General features: G+C 46.4%; 13 protein-coding genes. All 13 read right to left on the reverse strand.

What is annotated here, in order from left to right; genetic code table 11:
* Nucleotides 1-75: 75 nt before the first annotated feature.
* The 13 genes from EL84_RS03115 to EL84_RS03180 all read right to left on the reverse strand — a co-directional run bounded on the left by EL84_RS03115 (nucleotide 76) and on the right by EL84_RS03180 (nucleotide 17,717).
* Nucleotides 76-3,975, reverse strand: coding sequence for an S-layer homology domain-containing protein (locus EL84_RS03115; RefSeq protein WP_047840688.1), 3,900 nt, complete (start codon nucleotides 3,973-3,975; stop codon nucleotides 76-78).
* 163 nt (nucleotides 3,976-4,138) lie between these two features.
* Nucleotides 4,139-5,266: a glycosyltransferase family 4 protein gene (locus EL84_RS03120; protein ID WP_036667762.1), complete on the reverse strand. Its 1,128-nt coding sequence runs from the start codon at nucleotides 5,264-5,266 to the stop codon at nucleotides 4,139-4,141.
* 415 nt (nucleotides 5,267-5,681) lie between these two features.
* Complete coding sequence (locus tag EL84_RS03125; protein ID WP_047840689.1) at nucleotides 5,682-6,443, reverse strand: WecB/TagA/CpsF family glycosyltransferase; 762 nt, start codon at nucleotides 6,441-6,443, stop codon at nucleotides 5,682-5,684.
* A gap of 7 nt (nucleotides 6,444-6,450) precedes the next feature.
* Nucleotides 6,451-7,632: a polysaccharide pyruvyl transferase CsaB gene (gene csaB / locus EL84_RS03130; protein WP_047840690.1), complete on the reverse strand. Its 1,182-nt coding sequence runs from the start codon at nucleotides 7,630-7,632 to the stop codon at nucleotides 6,451-6,453.
* Complete coding sequence (locus EL84_RS03135) at nucleotides 7,608-9,629, reverse strand: DUF5693 family protein (RefSeq protein ID WP_047840691.1); 2,022 nt, start codon at nucleotides 9,627-9,629, stop codon at nucleotides 7,608-7,610. Before EL84_RS03135 ends, csaB begins: the two co-directional genes overlap by 25 nt.
* Before the next feature lie 217 nt (nucleotides 9,630-9,846).
* Nucleotides 9,847-11,568 carry a phospho-sugar mutase gene (locus tag EL84_RS03140; RefSeq protein WP_047840692.1) on the reverse strand — a complete coding sequence of 574 codons (1,722 nt, stop codon included), beginning with the start codon at nucleotides 11,566-11,568 and terminating at the stop codon, nucleotides 9,847-9,849.
* A gap of 111 nt (nucleotides 11,569-11,679) precedes the next feature.
* Nucleotides 11,680-12,111, reverse strand: a complete 432-nt coding sequence (fabZ, locus tag EL84_RS03145) for a 3-hydroxyacyl-ACP dehydratase FabZ (RefSeq protein ID WP_036613058.1) — start codon at nucleotides 12,109-12,111, stop codon at nucleotides 11,680-11,682.
* Nucleotides 12,112-12,597: 486 nt separating this feature from the next.
* On the reverse strand, nucleotides 12,598-12,819 hold the full coding sequence (locus EL84_RS03155; RefSeq protein ID WP_047840694.1) for a DNA-directed RNA polymerase subunit beta: 222 nt from the start codon (nucleotides 12,817-12,819) through the stop codon (nucleotides 12,598-12,600).
* 12 nt (nucleotides 12,820-12,831) lie between these two features.
* Nucleotides 12,832-13,671 carry a flagellar hook-basal body protein gene (locus EL84_RS03160; RefSeq protein WP_047840695.1) on the reverse strand — a complete coding sequence of 280 codons (840 nt, stop codon included), beginning with the start codon at nucleotides 13,669-13,671 and terminating at the stop codon, nucleotides 12,832-12,834.
* A gap of 645 nt (nucleotides 13,672-14,316) precedes the next feature.
* Nucleotides 14,317-15,201 carry a flagellar hook-basal body protein gene (locus EL84_RS03165; RefSeq protein WP_047840696.1) on the reverse strand — a complete coding sequence of 295 codons (885 nt, stop codon included), beginning with the start codon at nucleotides 15,199-15,201 and terminating at the stop codon, nucleotides 14,317-14,319.
* A 102-nt stretch (nucleotides 15,202-15,303) separates the two neighbouring features.
* On the reverse strand, nucleotides 15,304-16,302 hold the full coding sequence (locus EL84_RS03170) for a rod shape-determining protein (protein WP_036612542.1): 999 nt from the start codon (nucleotides 16,300-16,302) through the stop codon (nucleotides 15,304-15,306).
* A 219-nt stretch (nucleotides 16,303-16,521) separates the two neighbouring features.
* Nucleotides 16,522-16,809 carry a sporulation transcriptional regulator SpoIIID gene (spoIIID, locus tag EL84_RS03175; RefSeq protein WP_024632710.1) on the reverse strand — a complete coding sequence of 96 codons (288 nt, stop codon included), beginning with the start codon at nucleotides 16,807-16,809 and terminating at the stop codon, nucleotides 16,522-16,524.
* A 170-nt stretch (nucleotides 16,810-16,979) separates the two neighbouring features.
* Entirely contained in the window at nucleotides 16,980-17,717 is a 738-nt protein-coding gene (locus EL84_RS03180; RefSeq protein ID WP_047840697.1) for a M23 family metallopeptidase, read from the reverse strand.
* Between the last annotated feature and the right edge of the window lie 850 nt (nucleotides 17,718-18,567).

Raw genomic sequence — 18,567 nt, forward strand, 5'->3', positions numbered from 1 at the left:
ACAGTCATAAAAAGAACCCACCCCTTGCAGAATGAGGGGCAGGTCCTTCCTAAAATGCATTAATCCATCTCAAAACTAGCTTAAGTTTTTAGGGAATACTTTTGTGCTCTTTTTGAGCAATTCAACTGCAATTTTACCCGCTTCTGCACGTGTCAGATTGCCTTTGGGATTAAATGCAAATTGTGGTTTGCTCTGACCTGTTACTGTGACTGGTGAGCCTTCCATAATCTTCGCTTTGGTAACAGCTTGTACCGAAGGTCCCGCATAGTTTTCCATGCTACCTGAGTCAATGAAAGACTTGGCCAATGCACTTTGGAGTTTACTATCATTTGTGGCTAATTTGAGTTCAAGCGCTCTCGCAATCATAACAGCTGCCTGCTCACGTGTGAGAGGACGGTCCGGACCAAATACTCCATCGGTCAAACCGGTAATAATCCCTGCTCTAGCTGCTGTTTCAATACTGTCATAATCCCAAGTGAAGGAACTCGTTCCAGGAGCTACATCCGTAAAGGTTCTTCTGCTGTCCGAAGTGATAGGCAAATTCAATCCTTTTACCAGAAGTGTAGCAAACTCACCTCTGGATGTCCGATCATCTGTGCCGAATTGTTCAAATCGCAATGGTGTCATAAAGCCTTTGGCATACAATGCATTAAGAATATTTCTGGCCCATCCATGGTTCGTAATATCGTTATAACTTCTTCTCAATTTCATTACTTTGTAATAACCAAAATTATCAAATGGTACAGTAATTGTGTGTTTCTTGGAATCAACTTCTCCACCGATTCGTTTCCATTCTCGACTTGGAGAGTAGTAGAAGACCGATATTGTAGAACCAGCATCATCAACGACATTTGAATCGTATGTCAATGTCAACGAACCACGAACAGAGGGTTTAATTTTGCGTTCAGTAGGCGTCAAAGGATTACCATACAAAGAATCCAAAGTATACGGACCAATCCCATTCGTTGGCTCCTTGTAATTATCAGTGCCTCTGGTTCCAGATTCTCCGAGACCACCACTAATCCAATAAATCTCTGAGATTGGACTAAAGTTTACAGAATCACCTGTTATAGCAGAGAATCTTCTATAATATTCGTCTGGTACGCTTAATGGATTAGGATCTCCATCCTCTGTTTTAAAACCAACGATACTGCCATAGTCATTGCGACGTTCCACAATTCCCGTATTCGGGTCTGCAATACCAAATAGCAACTTGTTATTCGGGTAAAACTTAGCAATTCCACTATTGTCTGTACTCTCCATTACTGTCCCTTTTGGAAAACTCAGCTCTAATTGCTTGTTGAATGCAGAGTATTTATTTGCAACTTTAGGTGCCATATACTGTGAATCCACACCTGCAGCACTCGTATAATACACCTCGATTGTATCGGTGGTCTTTACACCACTACGATCAATAGTAAGTTTAATTTTATTCACTTTATCCGCTTTGAGTCCAACATAGTCGAGAGCAAAACGGTCAGATTCCGTTCCTTGAAGTTTTTTAGCCGTTTCTTTGTCTATGACAATCGAAGTTGCTCCCTCAGCTTCAATATCAAAGTGAACAAAGTTTTTGTTAACGACAATTTGGCTACCGGAAGTGGGTTGTGGGGATATAATGCGATAACCAGCAGCTTCCCTTACCACTTCAATCTTTTGACTTGTTTTAGCACCAGTTTTGTTATACAGGTCAAGGGTATAGATATATGTGCCCGGAGTTTCTGCCTTCAAATCTCTTAGACGTACTACAAAATCCTGTTGTCTACCGGTACGATCAACAATAACTGTACCGTTGTTCAAAGCATACTCAGCAGAGATTTCTGGGTCTTCCCATGTTGTACTTCCGGCAGACCCTTCTGGTATGTTCAGTGTAAATATATTTTGGGTACCCATACTCAGACTCATACGGGTAGCTCCTGCACCACGAATAGCCAAATCGAAATTTTTAAGACTTGTGGTGTACTTCTTATCAGCAAATGTAAAATCGGTGGAAAGGTTGAATAAGTTCTTCACCCATTGATCGTCAGGATTAAAGGGTTCCAAAAATGTTGAACGAGCTCTACTTGGTGACGGCTGTAGATTTTTAATGGTAGACACATTATTGTCATTGATATAAATGCGTAATTCTTTGGAAACTTCGTTTAACTGCCCCTTATCTCCCGTACCGGTACCTGTAAGTACAATACGGTTCTCCCCAAAGTAAAGAGGTCCCGTGTCTCCGTCTACTTTAATAATAGCCTTAAAGCTACCATCGCTACCCAAGGTAAGCAATTGTTGTGGTGCTGTTGTCCCAGTTGGATTCTGGGGATGAGTAGAATATACTTTGACACCATTTGCAAAAATTTCAGCTACGAAGAAGTTGCTATCCAGTGTCGCAAAATCTACATATTTACCTTCAACTGTAATTTCATCGGTCGCCTTTGAGTTCATATCATATGTTTGACCATCCGATAAATTACTTACGAAAATATAATTTTTGGATGCAAACGAAATGGTTGCATTGCGACTTGACGCCGATCCATCAAATTTAAACTGAACTGTCTGATTTCCGTTTTTGAAGCCTTTAATTTGATAAATATATTTGGTTGGCGTAACTTGCTGAACGAACTGCAGATCTATCGCACTAGTTCCTCTTGGAAGATACTCAGCTGATAACACTGCACCGTTTGGGTTTCTACTTGTCTCAACCAAAATGTAGAAATCCGCCGCATTGACACTTGCACCTGTCAAAGGCACACCATCAGGAATTGCACCTGTTCCTTTATAATCTCTGAGATACTTCAGATCTGTAATGACTGTCTCATTTGCCAAGTACTGAAAGTTCATATTTGTTGTTGCCGTGCTTTTACCATATTTCACAGTAAGTGAGTGATTCTGCAAACGATCCAATTCCGCAGGAGTTCCGGAGCTGGTAAAAGTAATGGATGGGATATCAAAAGAAATCAAAGCATAGGACGGTGTATTGACTCCAACACTCGGTATCGGTACAACATTTGGAGTAATTGTAGAGTTGATTGCACCATCAATTGTAATTTGTGGTAAAGCATTTGTCTCATCGTCTGGGACAAGCAATTCCACCATCACATTGGCTTCCGCAGGATTTCCTCCATAAGTCGGTCTAGTAGATAACATGCTTTGAGCCAAAGCACCTGGAGCCACGCCCTCTATCAGATCCAATTTAGAGTATGGATTGGTTTCATCATAGTATAACAATGAGTAATTGAAGACGTTCTTGTCTACGCCACTCTCAATAGTTATTTTCACATCATTTAAACCAGCCTTCAGTCGCATCATCGGAGAATAAAATTGTCCATCCGGTTGCAAAGCGGTTGGAAGAGACTCACCATTATTCAGGGAAACCGTAACTTTGGATGAGTTTTTGGCAACACCACTAAGTGTTACTTCGCCTGTATCTACGACCACTTGAGATCCTTCATTCAGATCAAGGTTGTCTGCTCCTCCAAGAACTTGCAATTTTTCAATATATGGAACAGAATCATACAAAATATAAAAACTCTCTGATCTTTCACTTGGTCCTTGTGAACCTGTGAACGTAACTTTATTCATACCGGCAAACAATGTTAGTGTTGCTTTAAAGCGGTTATCCGGACGATCCGGATCAACGGTTACAACTGCTGGTGCTACTCGTGTGCTATCTGGAACCCAAGTTCCGTCTTTAAGATTCATGAGTTGAACGTTGGCCCCCAAAGTGGAGCCTGTAACATTGGTGAACGTACCAGTTACAGGCTGTTCACTACTAGTTACCACAAAAGCAGTTGAACGTGATAGCACATCCGTGCCGGTTCCAGTCAATTTGAGGCCTACTGTATCTTTCAATTGGACATTCCCAGCATTATCAGGAGTAAAGTAACTTGTCTGTCCCGCCGCCGATGCGACTGGTGCAAGGCCAGCTGGTATTAGAGATACAACCAGCGCCACCATCATCAGCCAGATTAACGGCTTCTTCGTACGTTGCATTCAATCATCTCTCCTCTTTTTAAGTCAGTTACCTTTATATATCGGCAAAAGGTTCCAATTATTTAGTAAAAATCTCAAAATAAACAAAAAACCTTATCCACAAGGGATAAGGTTGGGTCTGGAATAATATTCAAGAATAGCTGTAACCATTACATTTATCTATTTATGATTTCGAACGAGTCTCCGGATTCAGCTTGACGCGCATGCGCATCAGGAAGTTAATAACCGGTCTTCTCGTCTTGCTAACAAGCCCGATGACTTCTGCTCCCACCTGGAGGAAGAACATCATGATACAGATGACCACAAACGTTACCCAGTTCGCTTCGAACATGGCAGCGGAAGATTGGATAATCGCCAGAACTCCGAAGAATGCGGCAATTCCATAAATGATCAGTACCGTCTGACGGTGACTGAATCCAAGTTCACGCAAGCAATGATGCAGGTGACCTTTATCCGGTGCGAAAATCGGTTTCCGTTGTACCGCACGACGGATAATTGCGAAGAAGGTATCCGAGAGCGGCACACCGATAATGATCAGCGGTGTAATAAAGGACACGATAGCAATTTGTTTGAATCCCAGCATAGATAGCATTGCCAGAGAGAAACCAAGGAATAGTGATCCGGTATCCCCCATGAAGATCTTGGCCGGGTGGAAGTTAAAGAACAGGAATCCGATAATACTACCCAGCAACACAAGGCACATCAAGGCAATCATCATGTTACCCATCAGGAAGGACATCACGGCAATGGTACCAATTGCAATACCAGATACACCGGCTGCCAGACCATCCAGACCATCAATCAGGTTAATCGCATTGGTTACACCAACGATCCAGAAGATCGTCAGCGGAATGGATACCCAAGCTTCGAGTGAAGAGTAGGAATCCTGAAACGGAATGTTAACGAAATCTACCCGGATATTAAATCCAAATACAACGACAGAAGCAGCAACGATCTGACCAAGCAACTTCACTTTGGCCGATAGTTCAAACCGATCATCGAGTGCTCCGATCAGTACGATAATTGTTCCACCAATCAGAAACGCGCTGACAAAACTCATATCACGAGTCGTGAACCATGCCGATACAAACGGAAGCAATGCAGCAACTGTAATAATAAAGGCCAGGAATATCCCCAGACCACCAAGACGTGGCATGATCCGTGTGTGTACTTTACGTGCATTCGGCGTATCCATTGCGCCAATGCGGACTGCGAACTTTTTGACAAGTGGTGTCAGGGCAAGAGCCAGTCCCATTGACACGATAAATCCAATGATAAAGATCGCTACCATTTGAACATTCGACCCCCAATTATAATACCTGTACGAAATTATAAATCCCCTGATCTCTTTTTATATATAAAATTATTTGTTAGTCACTTTTGATGAAAAATGCAATTTGCACCAGAACGGAGAGGGCAGAAATAACCTGTAGAAGCGAAGCGTTCGCCTACAAGCTTTCTGAAAGAAAGCTACACCGTAAGCATATGCTATCGCGGGATTTCAACCTTGCAAAGGTGGATAAAAGAAATCCAGAGATAACAGCGATCAAAAGGTTATTCTGACATCGAAGTGGCCGTATGCAACAACTTCCGTTTTTCATGGAATGGCGCACATGTAATCCGGAATGAATTATACGCTCATCACACCCGAAAAGCCATCCTCAATTTCTAGCAAAAACACGCATTTATCTCGCAATTACCTGTTTTTAACGGACTTTCGTCACGTTTTCTTTGTCACGCATCACCTTAACAGCGAATTTCGGAAGCGCAAGCATCCGTCCAGCCCGGCTTGGTTCACGCAATAAGCGATAGAACCACTCCAGTCTTAACTTTTGGAACAGCATAGGCGCACGTTTGGTTTTGCCCGAAATCACATCAAAGCTGCCGCCAACGCCCATGGTTACGGGAACCTGTAGTGCATCTTTGTGCTGGTGAATCCACGGTTCTTGGGTGTCGGCCCCACGTGCTACAAACAACAGATCAGGTGCTGCTTCTCGAATGGAAGCGACGACCTGTTCATCCTCAGCCGGACCAAAATAACCGTCGCGATAACCCACAATTCGAATCGCCGGATATTGCTGTTGTAACCGAACTGCCGTTTCTTGAATCACCTCAGGGGTAGAACCAAGCAGATATACGCCCCATCGATAGTTTTCTCCAACACGCAGCAATTCATGTAAAAGCTCAAAACCCGGCACTCGCTCAGCTACAGGATCTCCACAATAGTTTGATGCCCATACGACACCCGTTCCATCAGGAACAATCAATTCCGCAGCTTGCATGACTTCCATAATTGCGGGATTTTCCAATGCGGCCATAACCATAATGGGATTGGCTGTAATGACCTGATGTGGTGTCTGCTTGGATAGCACAGCTTCCTGGAGAACCTTTACCGTTTCTTTCATCGTCAGTTTGGAAAAAGGAATGCCGTAGATTGAAACGGTAGGTATTGATCCGGTCTGACTCATCTTTATCTCATCCTTTGCGGCCTAAATAGTTAATGATCTGCTGTGCAGGCACTCTGGCTTCCTGCTTCAGTTGGGTGATACCTTCTTCATGTTCCTTCAACCACTGTGAACGTTGATCCAGCAGTCCAACTACAGTCTTAGCGAGTTTGTCGCCATCGAGTGTATGCGTATTGCCTGCTGGTTCACTATCCAGACGAAGCAGGAATTGATCAATTTTCGGATCATACGAGATACCCACCGGAGGCACATATTGCGAAGCTGCATAGATCAGACTGTGCAGACGCATACCGATGACGAGATCACACTTGCTGACTTCCTCCAGCATAAGCTGAGGGTCGGTCAGATCTTCTGTGATGCTAATCTCGCTGCCCTTGCTGGTCACATCACCTAGCATTTCCATAAGGAATCGTGATGCCTGTTCATCAACTGGCAGATGAAATGGCAGAAAACGCAAGTGCACCGCTCTTTTGGAGCACAGCTTTTTCAATCCTGCGGCAATAGCCGTAAGTTCCTTCCGGTCTGACTCCCAGAAACGTACCGATACGCCGATCACAGGAAGCTTGGTATGTCCTCCAGTTGAAGGTTCCACTCGATTAGCTTGAGTAGCAGCATTTGCTGAGACAGCACCTGCGCCCCTCTCAACTTTTGTTTCAGGTAATGGCAAACCCATTACAGGGTCGGGTACAACATGGATCTGATTCCACTGTAACCCCAGCCCACGCAGGTAGTCTGCAGATTGTTCATCCCGTACGGATACATAGGTGCAGGCCTTAAAAACCGATTTGATCATCGGATTGAAAATTTTACGATTCACAGGGCCAATCCCCTGTGCATAGATAAACGTTGGTTTTTTCAGCCACTGGGCCAGCTTGATTACACCCAGATAATAAGGAATGGATTTCAGTCCAGTTGCATCCTGCAATAGACTTCCTCCGCCACTGATTAACCCGTCGCTCTCCTTGAGTGCTTCACGGACTTCCTTCAATTTCATACGATGCACGGATCGCACACCGTACATGGCGGTTGTTGACTCGGGATCACCCGAGAGAACAATCGGTTCAATGGTTATGTTCGACCTTTGGCTTTCCTCTTCCAGCGCTGTCAAAATCGACTTTAGCACCGCTTCGTCTCCGCTATTGCGGAATCCGTAATACCCCGAGATGACTAACTTTTGAGAAGTGGTGACCATTTTTTCCAACATCCTTCCGCTACTTGCCACACACCCACAGCAATGATACCGAAGATTAAGCCAAGTCCCAATCCCATCACTCCACGAATGAGTGACAATACAGCCGGCGTATGGATATGCGCGAACGTATCCACCATGGACAACTGTCCAATCGCTGCAATAATGAGCACAAAGATGACTTTACGATATTTTAAAGCGGCGAACACGCCAACGATAAACAGCGGGTGTCCCAGCATAAATTCTTTGAATCTCGGACGTACACCGAACGTATCTTCCAACGTGGTACGAAGGAACATCTCTAATGGTGTTACTGAACCCGAGTTGCCTGTACGGCTCAAGTAATAGTACCCAACAACGGCAGCAACAAGCGCCAAAACAACCATTAACACATTAATTGGCATACGAAGCATTTCTTTAATTTTCTTAATAGAGAATGAACCCGAGCCACGATAAAACACAATATAGATCGCTACCAGTGCCATAGGTGCAAAGTGCAACAGACTCACGCCGCGGAACTGGTTAATGACCAGACTGTACGTAATACTGTTAAGCAATGCGATGACAAAAGGTACCGCCAGGAACGACAGAATTGACGTTCTTACATATAAAACTAATGTCTGTTTCAAACGACGACCCGCAGATGCGTCGGGTTGACGCTGCTGCTGATAGTTCACTGTACGAACGGCCAGCACCATCGCTATGGTCGGCGCCGCTATGGCCACAAGCAAGGCAATTCCTTGCTCCAGCAGCGTTGGTTTCAAAAGGAACAATCCTGCACTGCCCACCAAAGCAACCACAAATGCGATCAAGGTCAGTAGTGGAATAAAATAAGAAACCATAAGTGCAATCATGGCAATTGCACCAACAAGAGCAACCAGCTTGGCATAACGCTGAATCGAAGAATCCTTAACTGTAAATGCCTCAGCTTGTCCTAGCTCGAATCCATGCTTCGCCATCCGTTCTACGGCATGACCCGGCTCACCCAGGCTGTTGATGAGATTCTCAATTGGATCTGTAATCATGGCCTTTGCTGTATTCCGGCTTGGCGATGCATTCATATAGAGCATACGAATGTTGCGATCCTTGGTTGCGAGAACAAAACGGTCAGCAATCGTGTCTACGTCCAGATTGGCATCTCCATCACTAAGCGAGTACAGACGCGTAACGTTGTAATCCGTTTTATATGCAAGAGTCTGGAAACCAGACTGTGGTTTCTTCAAGTTCTCGATGGCTGCAAGACCAATATTGTGCTTGTTCAGCAACTGTGCGAATTGGTCGAGACTTTTCATCTCTTCATTATCATTGTACCCTTTCACAGCATCACCATCAAACAAGATGCGCTTTACGCCATTCTCTTCGAAGAAGGTAAGCAAGCGCTCCATCGATTCCTGGCTGTATGGCACACTGTCCGAGATCCGCGGCAAAATGTAGAAACCTTTATCACGCAGCATCTTCACGGCAACCGGATCGGGCTGCAAAGGCTGCATGTTGGCATTCTCCGGAGGAGTCTGCAATATTAAGCCGCTACGACCTTCATATTCCCAAGGTACTACCGGAATCTGCCGATCAGCGAACGTTTGTTCAATAATAGGGGTATACGTCTGTGCGTTTTCCTCCGATGTAAATAACACATACGTGTAATTTGCATTAGAAGGGATCACATCTTTGGTCAGGTTCGCGAGATCCTGTCCGTTATATACCATTAGTCGGCGTGTCTTTCTCAGCTCGTCCAATGTACTTTCGAACACAGCCATCGTTGTTACGCCTGCGTCTTTTAGACGAGTCAATTGTTCATTCATGAAATCTTGGGGATGTGCCTGATACGCTGAGATATCCAGCAGTCCTCGATAGTTGAAAACAAGTTCCACCTTTTTGGCAGAAGATTCTGTCTGCACCCGATCACTGATTACAGGGATGGACGCAACCAGACCGATGATAACGACGAGCCACAACCACTTCCGAGAAGCGTTATTCCAATAAAGCCATTTTTGACGCACTACATGTACCTCCTCAAGTGTTGGAACCAAATGCACGTTCAGCTCAAGTAATTCGTTCATTTAACATTTATACAATAGGTTACAAACAGCTTGTGTCAACAAGCCCTCTTATATGCTAGAACCATCTACACTTTTATTTCAAAGAAAAACCCCTCCGCCAACCAACCTTACGGTGCGGAGAGGCCTTCTCATGTTCTTGCTCATTGTTGCATTCGTATTATTGTGCGTCTACACGCGACATCACTGTAGTCACCAGACGCTCGATCCAGCTTTCCGCATCTTCCAAATTTTCTCCACGCACGGCGAAGTATACTTTGATCTTCGGTTCTGTTCCTGAAGGGCGCAAGCAGAACCATGAACCGTCTGCCAAAATGAACTTCAGTACGTCCGCCTTCGGAAGACCGTCCAGACCAAGGGAGTAGTCCAGTACATCTTGTACAGCAATTCCCGCTACTTCTTGTGGCGGATTGGAACGCCAGTCCGTCATTTTGGCTTGAATCTGAGCCACGCCGTCTTTGCCTTTCAGCGTACGGGACTCCAGCTTCTCCAAGAAATATCCGAATTGGTTGTACAGCTCTTGCAAGACATCATACAGCGTTTTGCCTTGACTCTTATAATACGCAGCTGCTTCAGCAATCAGCATCGAGGCAAGGACAGCATCCTTGTCACGGGCATAGTTACCGGAAAGGTAGCCATAACTCTCTTCATATCCGAACAAGAATGTATGACTGCCTGTTGCTTCGAACTGGTTCATTTTTTCACCAATATATTTGAAGCCCGTCAGTGTGTTCATCACTTCTGCACCGTAATGTTCAGCAATAACAGCACCCATCTCACTTGTTACGATTGTTTTGACAACCGCACCATTGCTTGGCAGTGTACCTGTCTCTTGCAGGCGACTGAGCAGGTAATGTACCATAATGGCACCAGACTGGTTACCGGACAAGACGAAATATTTGCCATCATTGTCTTTCACGACAGCACCCATACGGTCTGCATCCGGATCTGTTCCGATCAGAATGTCAGCGCCTACGGATTCTCCCAGCTTCATTGCAAGCGTAAACGCTTCGCGTTCTTCCGGGTTAGGGGATTTCACGGTAGAGAACTCAGCATCCGGCTGTTCCTGTTCAGCTACAATGTGCACTTGCTCGAATCCGATCTGCTCCAGCACGCGACGTACAGGAATGTTACCTGTTCCGTGTAGCGGTGTGTAAACGATTTTGAAATCACGGCCTATGCCGGATTGGATCAGTTCACGGCTCAGACTGCGGCTCGCTACGGTATCCACAAACGCTTGGTCTTGGTCTTCACCCAACCAGATCAGGAGTCCTTGAGCTTCTGCTTCTTCTTGCGTCAGCTTTTTCACGTCAGCAAGGGAAGGCACTTCCTGAATGTACTGAATGACTTTCTCCGCTTCATCCGGTACCAATTGACCACCCTCATGATTGTAGACCTTATATCCGTTATATTCCGGTGGGTTATGGCTCGCTGTTACAACGATCCCTCCAGTTGCCTTCTGATGACGCACTGCGAATGACAACTCAGGAGTTGAACGCAGGGATGGGAACAGCTTGGCTACAATGCCGTTTCCAGCCAGTACAAGCGCAGCATCCAGTGTGAATTCAGGTGAGAAATGACGGGAATCATGAGCAATGACAACAGAAGGTTTACCTTCTTGATCACCATGCTGCTCAAGCAAATAACGCGCAAATCCTTGCGTTGCCCGACCTACGGTGTAACGGTTCATCCGGTTGCTTCCTGCACCAATGACTCCACGCAATCCACCTGTACCAAACTCCAGGTTTCTGTAAAAACGTTCCTCCAGCTCTTTCGGCTGATCCTGCAAGTCACGAAGCTCCTGTTTCGTTGCTTCATCAATCGAAGCATCCTCCAACCATTGCTGCAACGTCTCTGCTGCTGCTGTGCTTAACTGTTCCATTCCGATAAACCCCTTCCGTCTATATAAATTCAGGTGTGCTGAGTTACTTCAGCATCTTGCATCATTCGGTCCGTCTACGTTCCTGCATGATGTCAATGCTCACATATGTAATCAGCTTGGGTCAGACAGTGCAAACATAATCTCGCCTTCAGCGACCACTTTGTCGTTCACTCGGGCAGTTGCTTTACCTTTACCAATAGAACCCTTCAGACGTGTAATCTCCACTTCCAGAATCAACGTATCTCCGGGCACAACTTGTCCACGGAATCGGAAGTTGTCCAGTCCCGCCAAAAATCCGATTTTTCCTTTGTTGCCTTCCAAATTCAGAATGGCTACCGCACCAACTTGAGCTAGTGCTTCTGTAATCAGTACACCCGGCATTACTGGATACTCTGGGAAATGACCAATGAAGAAAGGTTCGTTAATGGTTACGTTTTTCAAACCAACGGCACGTTTGCCATCCTCAATCTCTAGAATCTTGTCCACCAGCAGAAACGGGGGGCGGTGCGGGATGATTTCTTGAATCTGTTTGATATCGAGCACAGTGTAATCTCCTCTCAGGATGTTTATATGAGCGTTCTTCATCATGATTTTTCATGTGCGCATAGGTGACCGTTACGGTTACGGATCGTTCTTTCGATCGCTGTTGTTTCCTAATGTTTCTGAACTATTTTTCAGATGGATAACATTAGGAAACAAAGGCGAGCGCTTCGCTTCTTTCGAACGATTCCGTTCCCTTCACTGACTTTAGTGCGGACATGGAAAACCTGATTATGATCAAGTCGAAGCTCATATAAAAGGTTTTTAATTTTAAATTTTGTATGGAAAGCATATTTTCGGTTAACACTAGTTATATCCTTCATGACTGCAGTAGTGAAGGTTAAGATAAGGGGTCTCTCTTCGCGATGACGAATGTCTTTCGCAGGGGAGGCCTCTTTTGTGACGTCAAACGTCATCCATCATTATACTGTTTTCAACGTCAAAAAGAAAACTCCTGCCTGCGCAGGAGTTTTCGCTTAACTCGTTACATTATGGAGCGAATACCAGATTATATACATGTTCCCATGTACTCCATTGCCATACGGAACCGATATCCTGTTTGCCCAGTACCACATATCCAGCTACCATTCCGCCAGCGAGGGCAAGAACAAGCAGGACCGGAACCAGGAACCATCTTGCGATGCGCCATCCACTCTTCTTCTTGACTTCCTTTTTCTCCGGCTTACTGTTCTGCTGCTGTGTTTCTGTCATCACACTCACCTTTTACGCTCTCATATTGTTGGCAAGACCCAACATGGAATCACTTGAAGTTAGCGCCTTTGCCGCCAGCTGATATGTCCGCTGTCCTTGCATAAGCAAAGACATCTCCTGTGTCAGATCCACATTGGATTGCTCCAGAAATCCTGGACGAATCAATGCAGCTGCTTGACGTGTAGCTGCATCAGCGCCAAATACATCATCCTCGGTTAATCCCGCATCCAGTCCAAACAGGTTATCCGCATACTGTACGAGCCCCTCAGGGCGTTCAATGTCTACCACTTGCAGCTGTGCTCCAATGGTTGCATTTGCCGCATTACCGCGTCGGATTAACAGGTTGCCATTTTCATCAAAAGCAACTTTGCTATTATTCGGTGCCGTAATACGATTGCCTTGACGATCCAGGGCAAAGTGGCCTTCGCCATTGACCATCACCATCATATCAGGTGAATTCGGAGTAGGCTTAGGTCTTGTATCAGGTACAAAATGAAATGCACCCTGACGTGTCCACATTTTCTCCCCATTCGCTTCAACTGCAAACATCGCATTTCCTTCAATGGCCAGATCGGTCGGAAGGCCAGTCTCGTTCAAGGGGCCTTGAGACATATCCTTCGTTACATCTGCCAAACGAGCACCAAAACCGAGGTTATATCCCATCGGTGTGGAACGTCCATCCAGTTTGTACTTGTCCGGTTGTTGTTGAACCCGGGTCAGCACATCCTCGAAGGCCGCTTGCTTGCTCTTATAGCCTGCCGTATTCACGTTGGCAATATTATCGGAAATGACATCCAGACGCTGCTGTATCGCAGTCATGGACACCTTGGCACTAATCATGGAATTATTCATTGGTGGTATACCCTCCCTTGTGTCCTGTCCACCCTCCCAAACCCTCCCTAGTAGGGAGGGCCCCAGATGGCGCTGCCCTCTGGACTCCCGAAACAGGCGGATTAGGTAAGTGGGGTACGATCTTGCTAAGTGACGGTGGTGTGTGTGCGCCGCGCCTGCCGTGCTATGATTCCCGCCATAGTTTCACATGGCTGAATCATAGCACGGCACGCTCTTTATGCGGCGTGTAGCTCCGCGGGGTCTCTTCCCTGCTTTGCTCCGCAAAGGGCTGTCGAGACCGTCGCTGCGCTCAAGTATTGCCACGCATTCCTCGCATAGGCTCGGTTGCGTCTAGGCTCTTGTGCTCCGCGGGGTCTCTCCTTGCTTTGCTCCGCAAAGGACTGTCGAGACCGTCGCTTCGCTCAGGTACTGCCACGCATTCCTCGCATAGGCTCGGCTGCGTCTAGGCTCTTGCGCTCCGCGGGGTCTCTTCCCTGCTTTGCTCCGCAAAGGACTGTCGAGACCATCGCTTCGCTCAGGTACTGCCACGCATTCCTCGCATAGGCTCGGCTGCGTCTAGGCTCTTGCGCTTCGCGTGAGCCTCTCTGCTTTGCTACGCAAAGGGCGTTTGGCTCTCCGCTGCGCGGTTATATTTAAACGTCGGCGTTATACACGCCCGACTTCATTGACGGCTTTATCCAGACTGCGGTCGTAGAATTGTACGACCTTCTGGTTTGCTTCATACGCCCGGAATGCGGCGTTCATATCAACCGTTGCCTGTGAGGCATCGACATTCGAACCTTCCAGGTAACCCTGACGGATCTGCACATTATCTCCTGCAGCCATCATCCGGGACGTTGCCCCGTTTGCATCGCTGAGACTGAAATTGCCATTACCTTGACGAACCATTTGATTCGGCTGGTCAATGACACTAATGCCAAGAGTAACCCCTGTTGGTGCACCCGTTGCTGCATTCACCAAACGGCCTTGCTCATCCACTTTAAATTGCTCCACAGAACCTGTCAACACTACAGGTTGTCCATTATTATCCAACACTTGTGAACCTGTTGAACTCAGCAATTGTCCCGTTCCAGTGATCTCGAAGTGACCATCGCGTGTATATCCGGTGTTACCTTCTGCATCCTGAACTGTAAAATACGCCTGAGGCTGGTAAGTCACCGTGCCGTCGGCCCGTACAAATTTGCCTGATGCGTCAAACGGGACAGGTTGTCCAGTCTGCGGATCATTGACAGTCATATTGGATGAAATGGAAAAATCATTTTTCTGCCCAGTCTCCATAATAGTCCCCTGCAAATTCATGGACAAACTTTCTTCCGCGAACACCCCCGTGTTCAGCTTGCCCAGCCGCTTTGTTGGAAGATTTGCATCTCCGCCTACCAAAGTAATGAGCATTTCCGGGAAGGAACGGCTTACGCTGTTCACCTGTTTGTATCCCGTGGTGTTCATATTTACGATATTCTGTGTTGCTGTGTCATGGCGGCGTTGTTGCGTAATCATTCCCGCAGTAGCGGTGTACAGACCTCTTAACATGAATTAACCCCTCTCCTCAAGCGCTTGACCTGCATCACAGGTTGGCTGCTTGTCCGTTCTGCTTTCCGAGCATGGCGAACCTTTGCTATTTATATCGGCAGATTAGAACTTTTTCTTAACCACCTGATCCAAATTATTAAGCATTATGCCTGTCCCCTTCACGACACAGTGCATTGGATCTTCCGCAACCCATACCGGTACATGCAATTCATTGGACAAAAGCTCGTCCAGTCCGTTCAGCAATGCACCTCCGCCAGTCAATACAACACCACGGTCGATAATGTCCGCTGACAATTCAGGCGGTGTACGTTCCAATACCGATTTGGCTGCCACGATGATGGATTGTACGGAATCCCAAAGCGCTTCCTGTACTTCATTTCCCGATATCGTTACGGTAACGGGAAGGCCGGATACCATATCGCGTCCGCGAATGTCCATCTCTGTTTGATGTCCACCCGGATGTACGGTACCAATCGCAATTTTGATGTCTTCAGCGGTCCGTTCACCGATCATGAGCTTGTACTTGGCTTTGATAAACTTGATAATGGCTTCGTCGAACTTGTCCCCTGCGACTTTAATAGAAGAGGCGGTGACCACGTCGCCCATAGAAAGGACTGCAACGTCAGTCGTACCGCCGCCGATATCCACGACCATATTGCCGCTCGGCTGAAAAATATCCATTCCCGCACCGATCGCTGCCGCTTTCGGCTCTTCTTCCAGAAACACTTCTTTGGCACCGCTGCGTTCTGCCGCCTCACGGATGGCCTTCTGCTCCACGGAAGTAATGTTCGTTGGTGCACAAATCAAAATCCGAGGGTGGCTGTACCAGCTTCTTGCACCCACACGATTAATGAAATGTCTGAGCATCGCTTCTGTAATCTCGAAGTCCGCAATAACGCCGTCACGCAGCGGTCTAATGGCAACAATGTTACCTGGAGTACGCCCCACCATACGACGCGCTTCTTCCCCAACAGCAAGGACACGCTTCGTATCTCTTTCAATGGTCACGACGGAAGGTTCATCGAGGACAACCCCACTTCCTTTCACGTGAATAAGCACGTTGGCCGTGCCAAGATCAATACCGATATCCTTGCTAAACATAAAAGAGCCCCCAAAGTGATATTATTTGGTCAGCGTATCCTGTGAAAAAGAGTCCCTTATCACGTCACCGCTCGTTCGACAAAGTGCAACATATATATGTAAAAATCGGGCTGATAAGATGTCATAATTCGATCCTGTACCAGCATTTAACATATCATACTTCAGGGGAGGGATTCAATGCATGTGTGAGCTTTTTGGCCTACGTCTTTGTGAAGATGCTTACGATTTGGCGGAAGCCAACACCTCACGTTTCTTGCCACTCGTTTTTTTGTATTTAATTTTGGTCGCTTCACCGCCCCGCAAATGGCGGATGGACTTGTGATACTCCAAAATGTGTTTCACCTGGTCAGCAAGATCAGGGTTGATTTCCGGCAGACGCTCCGTCAGATCCTTATGCACAGTACTCTTTGACACGCCGAATTCTTTGGCTATGGTACGGACCGTATTCCTCGTCTCAACAATGCAGCGACCAATTTTGATGGTCCGTTCCTTGATGTAATCGTGCACGCTCCCGCCTCCCTACTGTGTGGATAGTTTGGTACATTATATGAGGAGCATGCCTATATATTCGCGGTTTAGAGGTGTGACAAGCTTCGAAGGTCCCATTATTTTCTGAAAAGCACAAAAAGAGCAGAGGTTTAACCCTCTGCCCGTCATGTTGCTGCGGTAAAATTCATTTATTTTTCCGGAAGATATCCTTGCGGGTTAACTGGCTGTCCGTCTTCGTACACTTCAAAGTGAAGGTGGTTGCCAAGCGTTTTACCCAATTCATTGACGCCAGCGGATGCAATCGCATCTCCCTGTTTCACTTCGTCGTCCTGTTTCACTTTGACGTCTGCCAAGCTTTGGTACACCGTCTTCAGGTTATCGCTATGTGTGATTTCCACAACTTGACCTGTGAGCGGATTTTGCTCAACCCGGGTAACTTTACCAGCAAGCGCTGCTTTTACTTCAAACGTTTTGTTATCCCCACGTGCCAGATCCACACCTGTGTTCGGGATGAATGTATCATTGTACTGCACCATTGCCGCTTCATGTTCCTCGGTTGAAGCTTCGCTATCATAGAAAGGTTTCACTACCGAAATTTCGGACGGTACCGCTACCGGCCATACAAAATTCTCCGACTTTGCAACAACTTCCACACTTTCTTCTTCGCCTACTGCTGTTCCTTCTGTACCCACCGATGCGCCTGTTTCTACTACCCCGCTAGCAGGGTCCGAGTTTAGCGTTTTGTCGCCTGTACCCTGATAGACCCACACTAAGGTTAGTATAATGCCTGCTGCTGCGATGTAGGCTGCCGGGAAGACCCAGCGTTTGGACATTGCTCTTTTCCATGAAGAGGGCTGGCTAGCCGGTACTCCTTGAGTTGTTTTAGGAGTTTCTTCTTGGTTTGTTTTTTTGTTTTGTTCATTCATGTTAATCACCTCAGTAACAAGTGTTACCGGGTGCAACTCTTTTATACACGCGCGACTCTAATTATTTTCACGGAGGTTTCAGAGAGTGCTATATATGTGAGGGGTGAGTAATTAGTGCGTACACCGCTTCGGGGCCAGAAAACCTTTCGACCGGCTGTTATCCCCGGATTTCCTGATTATTTCTCCCAATGGAGAAATCCGGTGATAAAGGCGGCCGCTTCGCTTCTACAGGTCTTTTCTGTCCCCTGCGCTCCCCATACGCTAGCACTCTCCTCATATATAGCCGAATCTCGAAAGCTCGGGAATGGTGAAATCCGGTAGTAAAGGCGGACACTTCGTTTCTACAGGTCTTTTCTGTCCCCTGCGCTCCCCATACGGCTAGTACTCTCCGCATATATAGCCAAATCTCGAAAGCTCCGGAATGGGTGTTGGTAGACTGGTCCGGATTGGCTGTAGAGGCCAATCCTTCTATGAAGTGCATTTATCGGTGAGAGAAAGGATATAGGATGTGACTGGATAATGCAGATTTAAACCGCCCAGGTTCTTTGAAAGTGAGATGTGAGATTAGAGATAGACAAAGCGCGCCAATACTGAATGTTCCATCTAACATCTAGATTTAAAAGAAGCTGGATCTTGAATGGTTACAGTATAGTTAGAAGTTGCTTGGTAGACAGGGAACATAAATCAATTTTTTAACCTTAGGGATTGGGAACTTGATTTCAACGTTCTGATTTTGGTTTTGGTTTGGCTGCTTATTGCGAATGAGCATGTGGTGAATGACAGCACCCTCAATTCTGCTAATAATTAGATAATAATATATTTCTAACGAACTCAGGCGGCCTTATTGGCG

The organism is Paenibacillus sp. VT-400 (assembly GCF_001029205.1).
Taxonomy (GTDB): Bacteria; Bacillota; Bacilli; order Paenibacillales; family Paenibacillaceae; genus Paenibacillus; species Paenibacillus amylolyticus.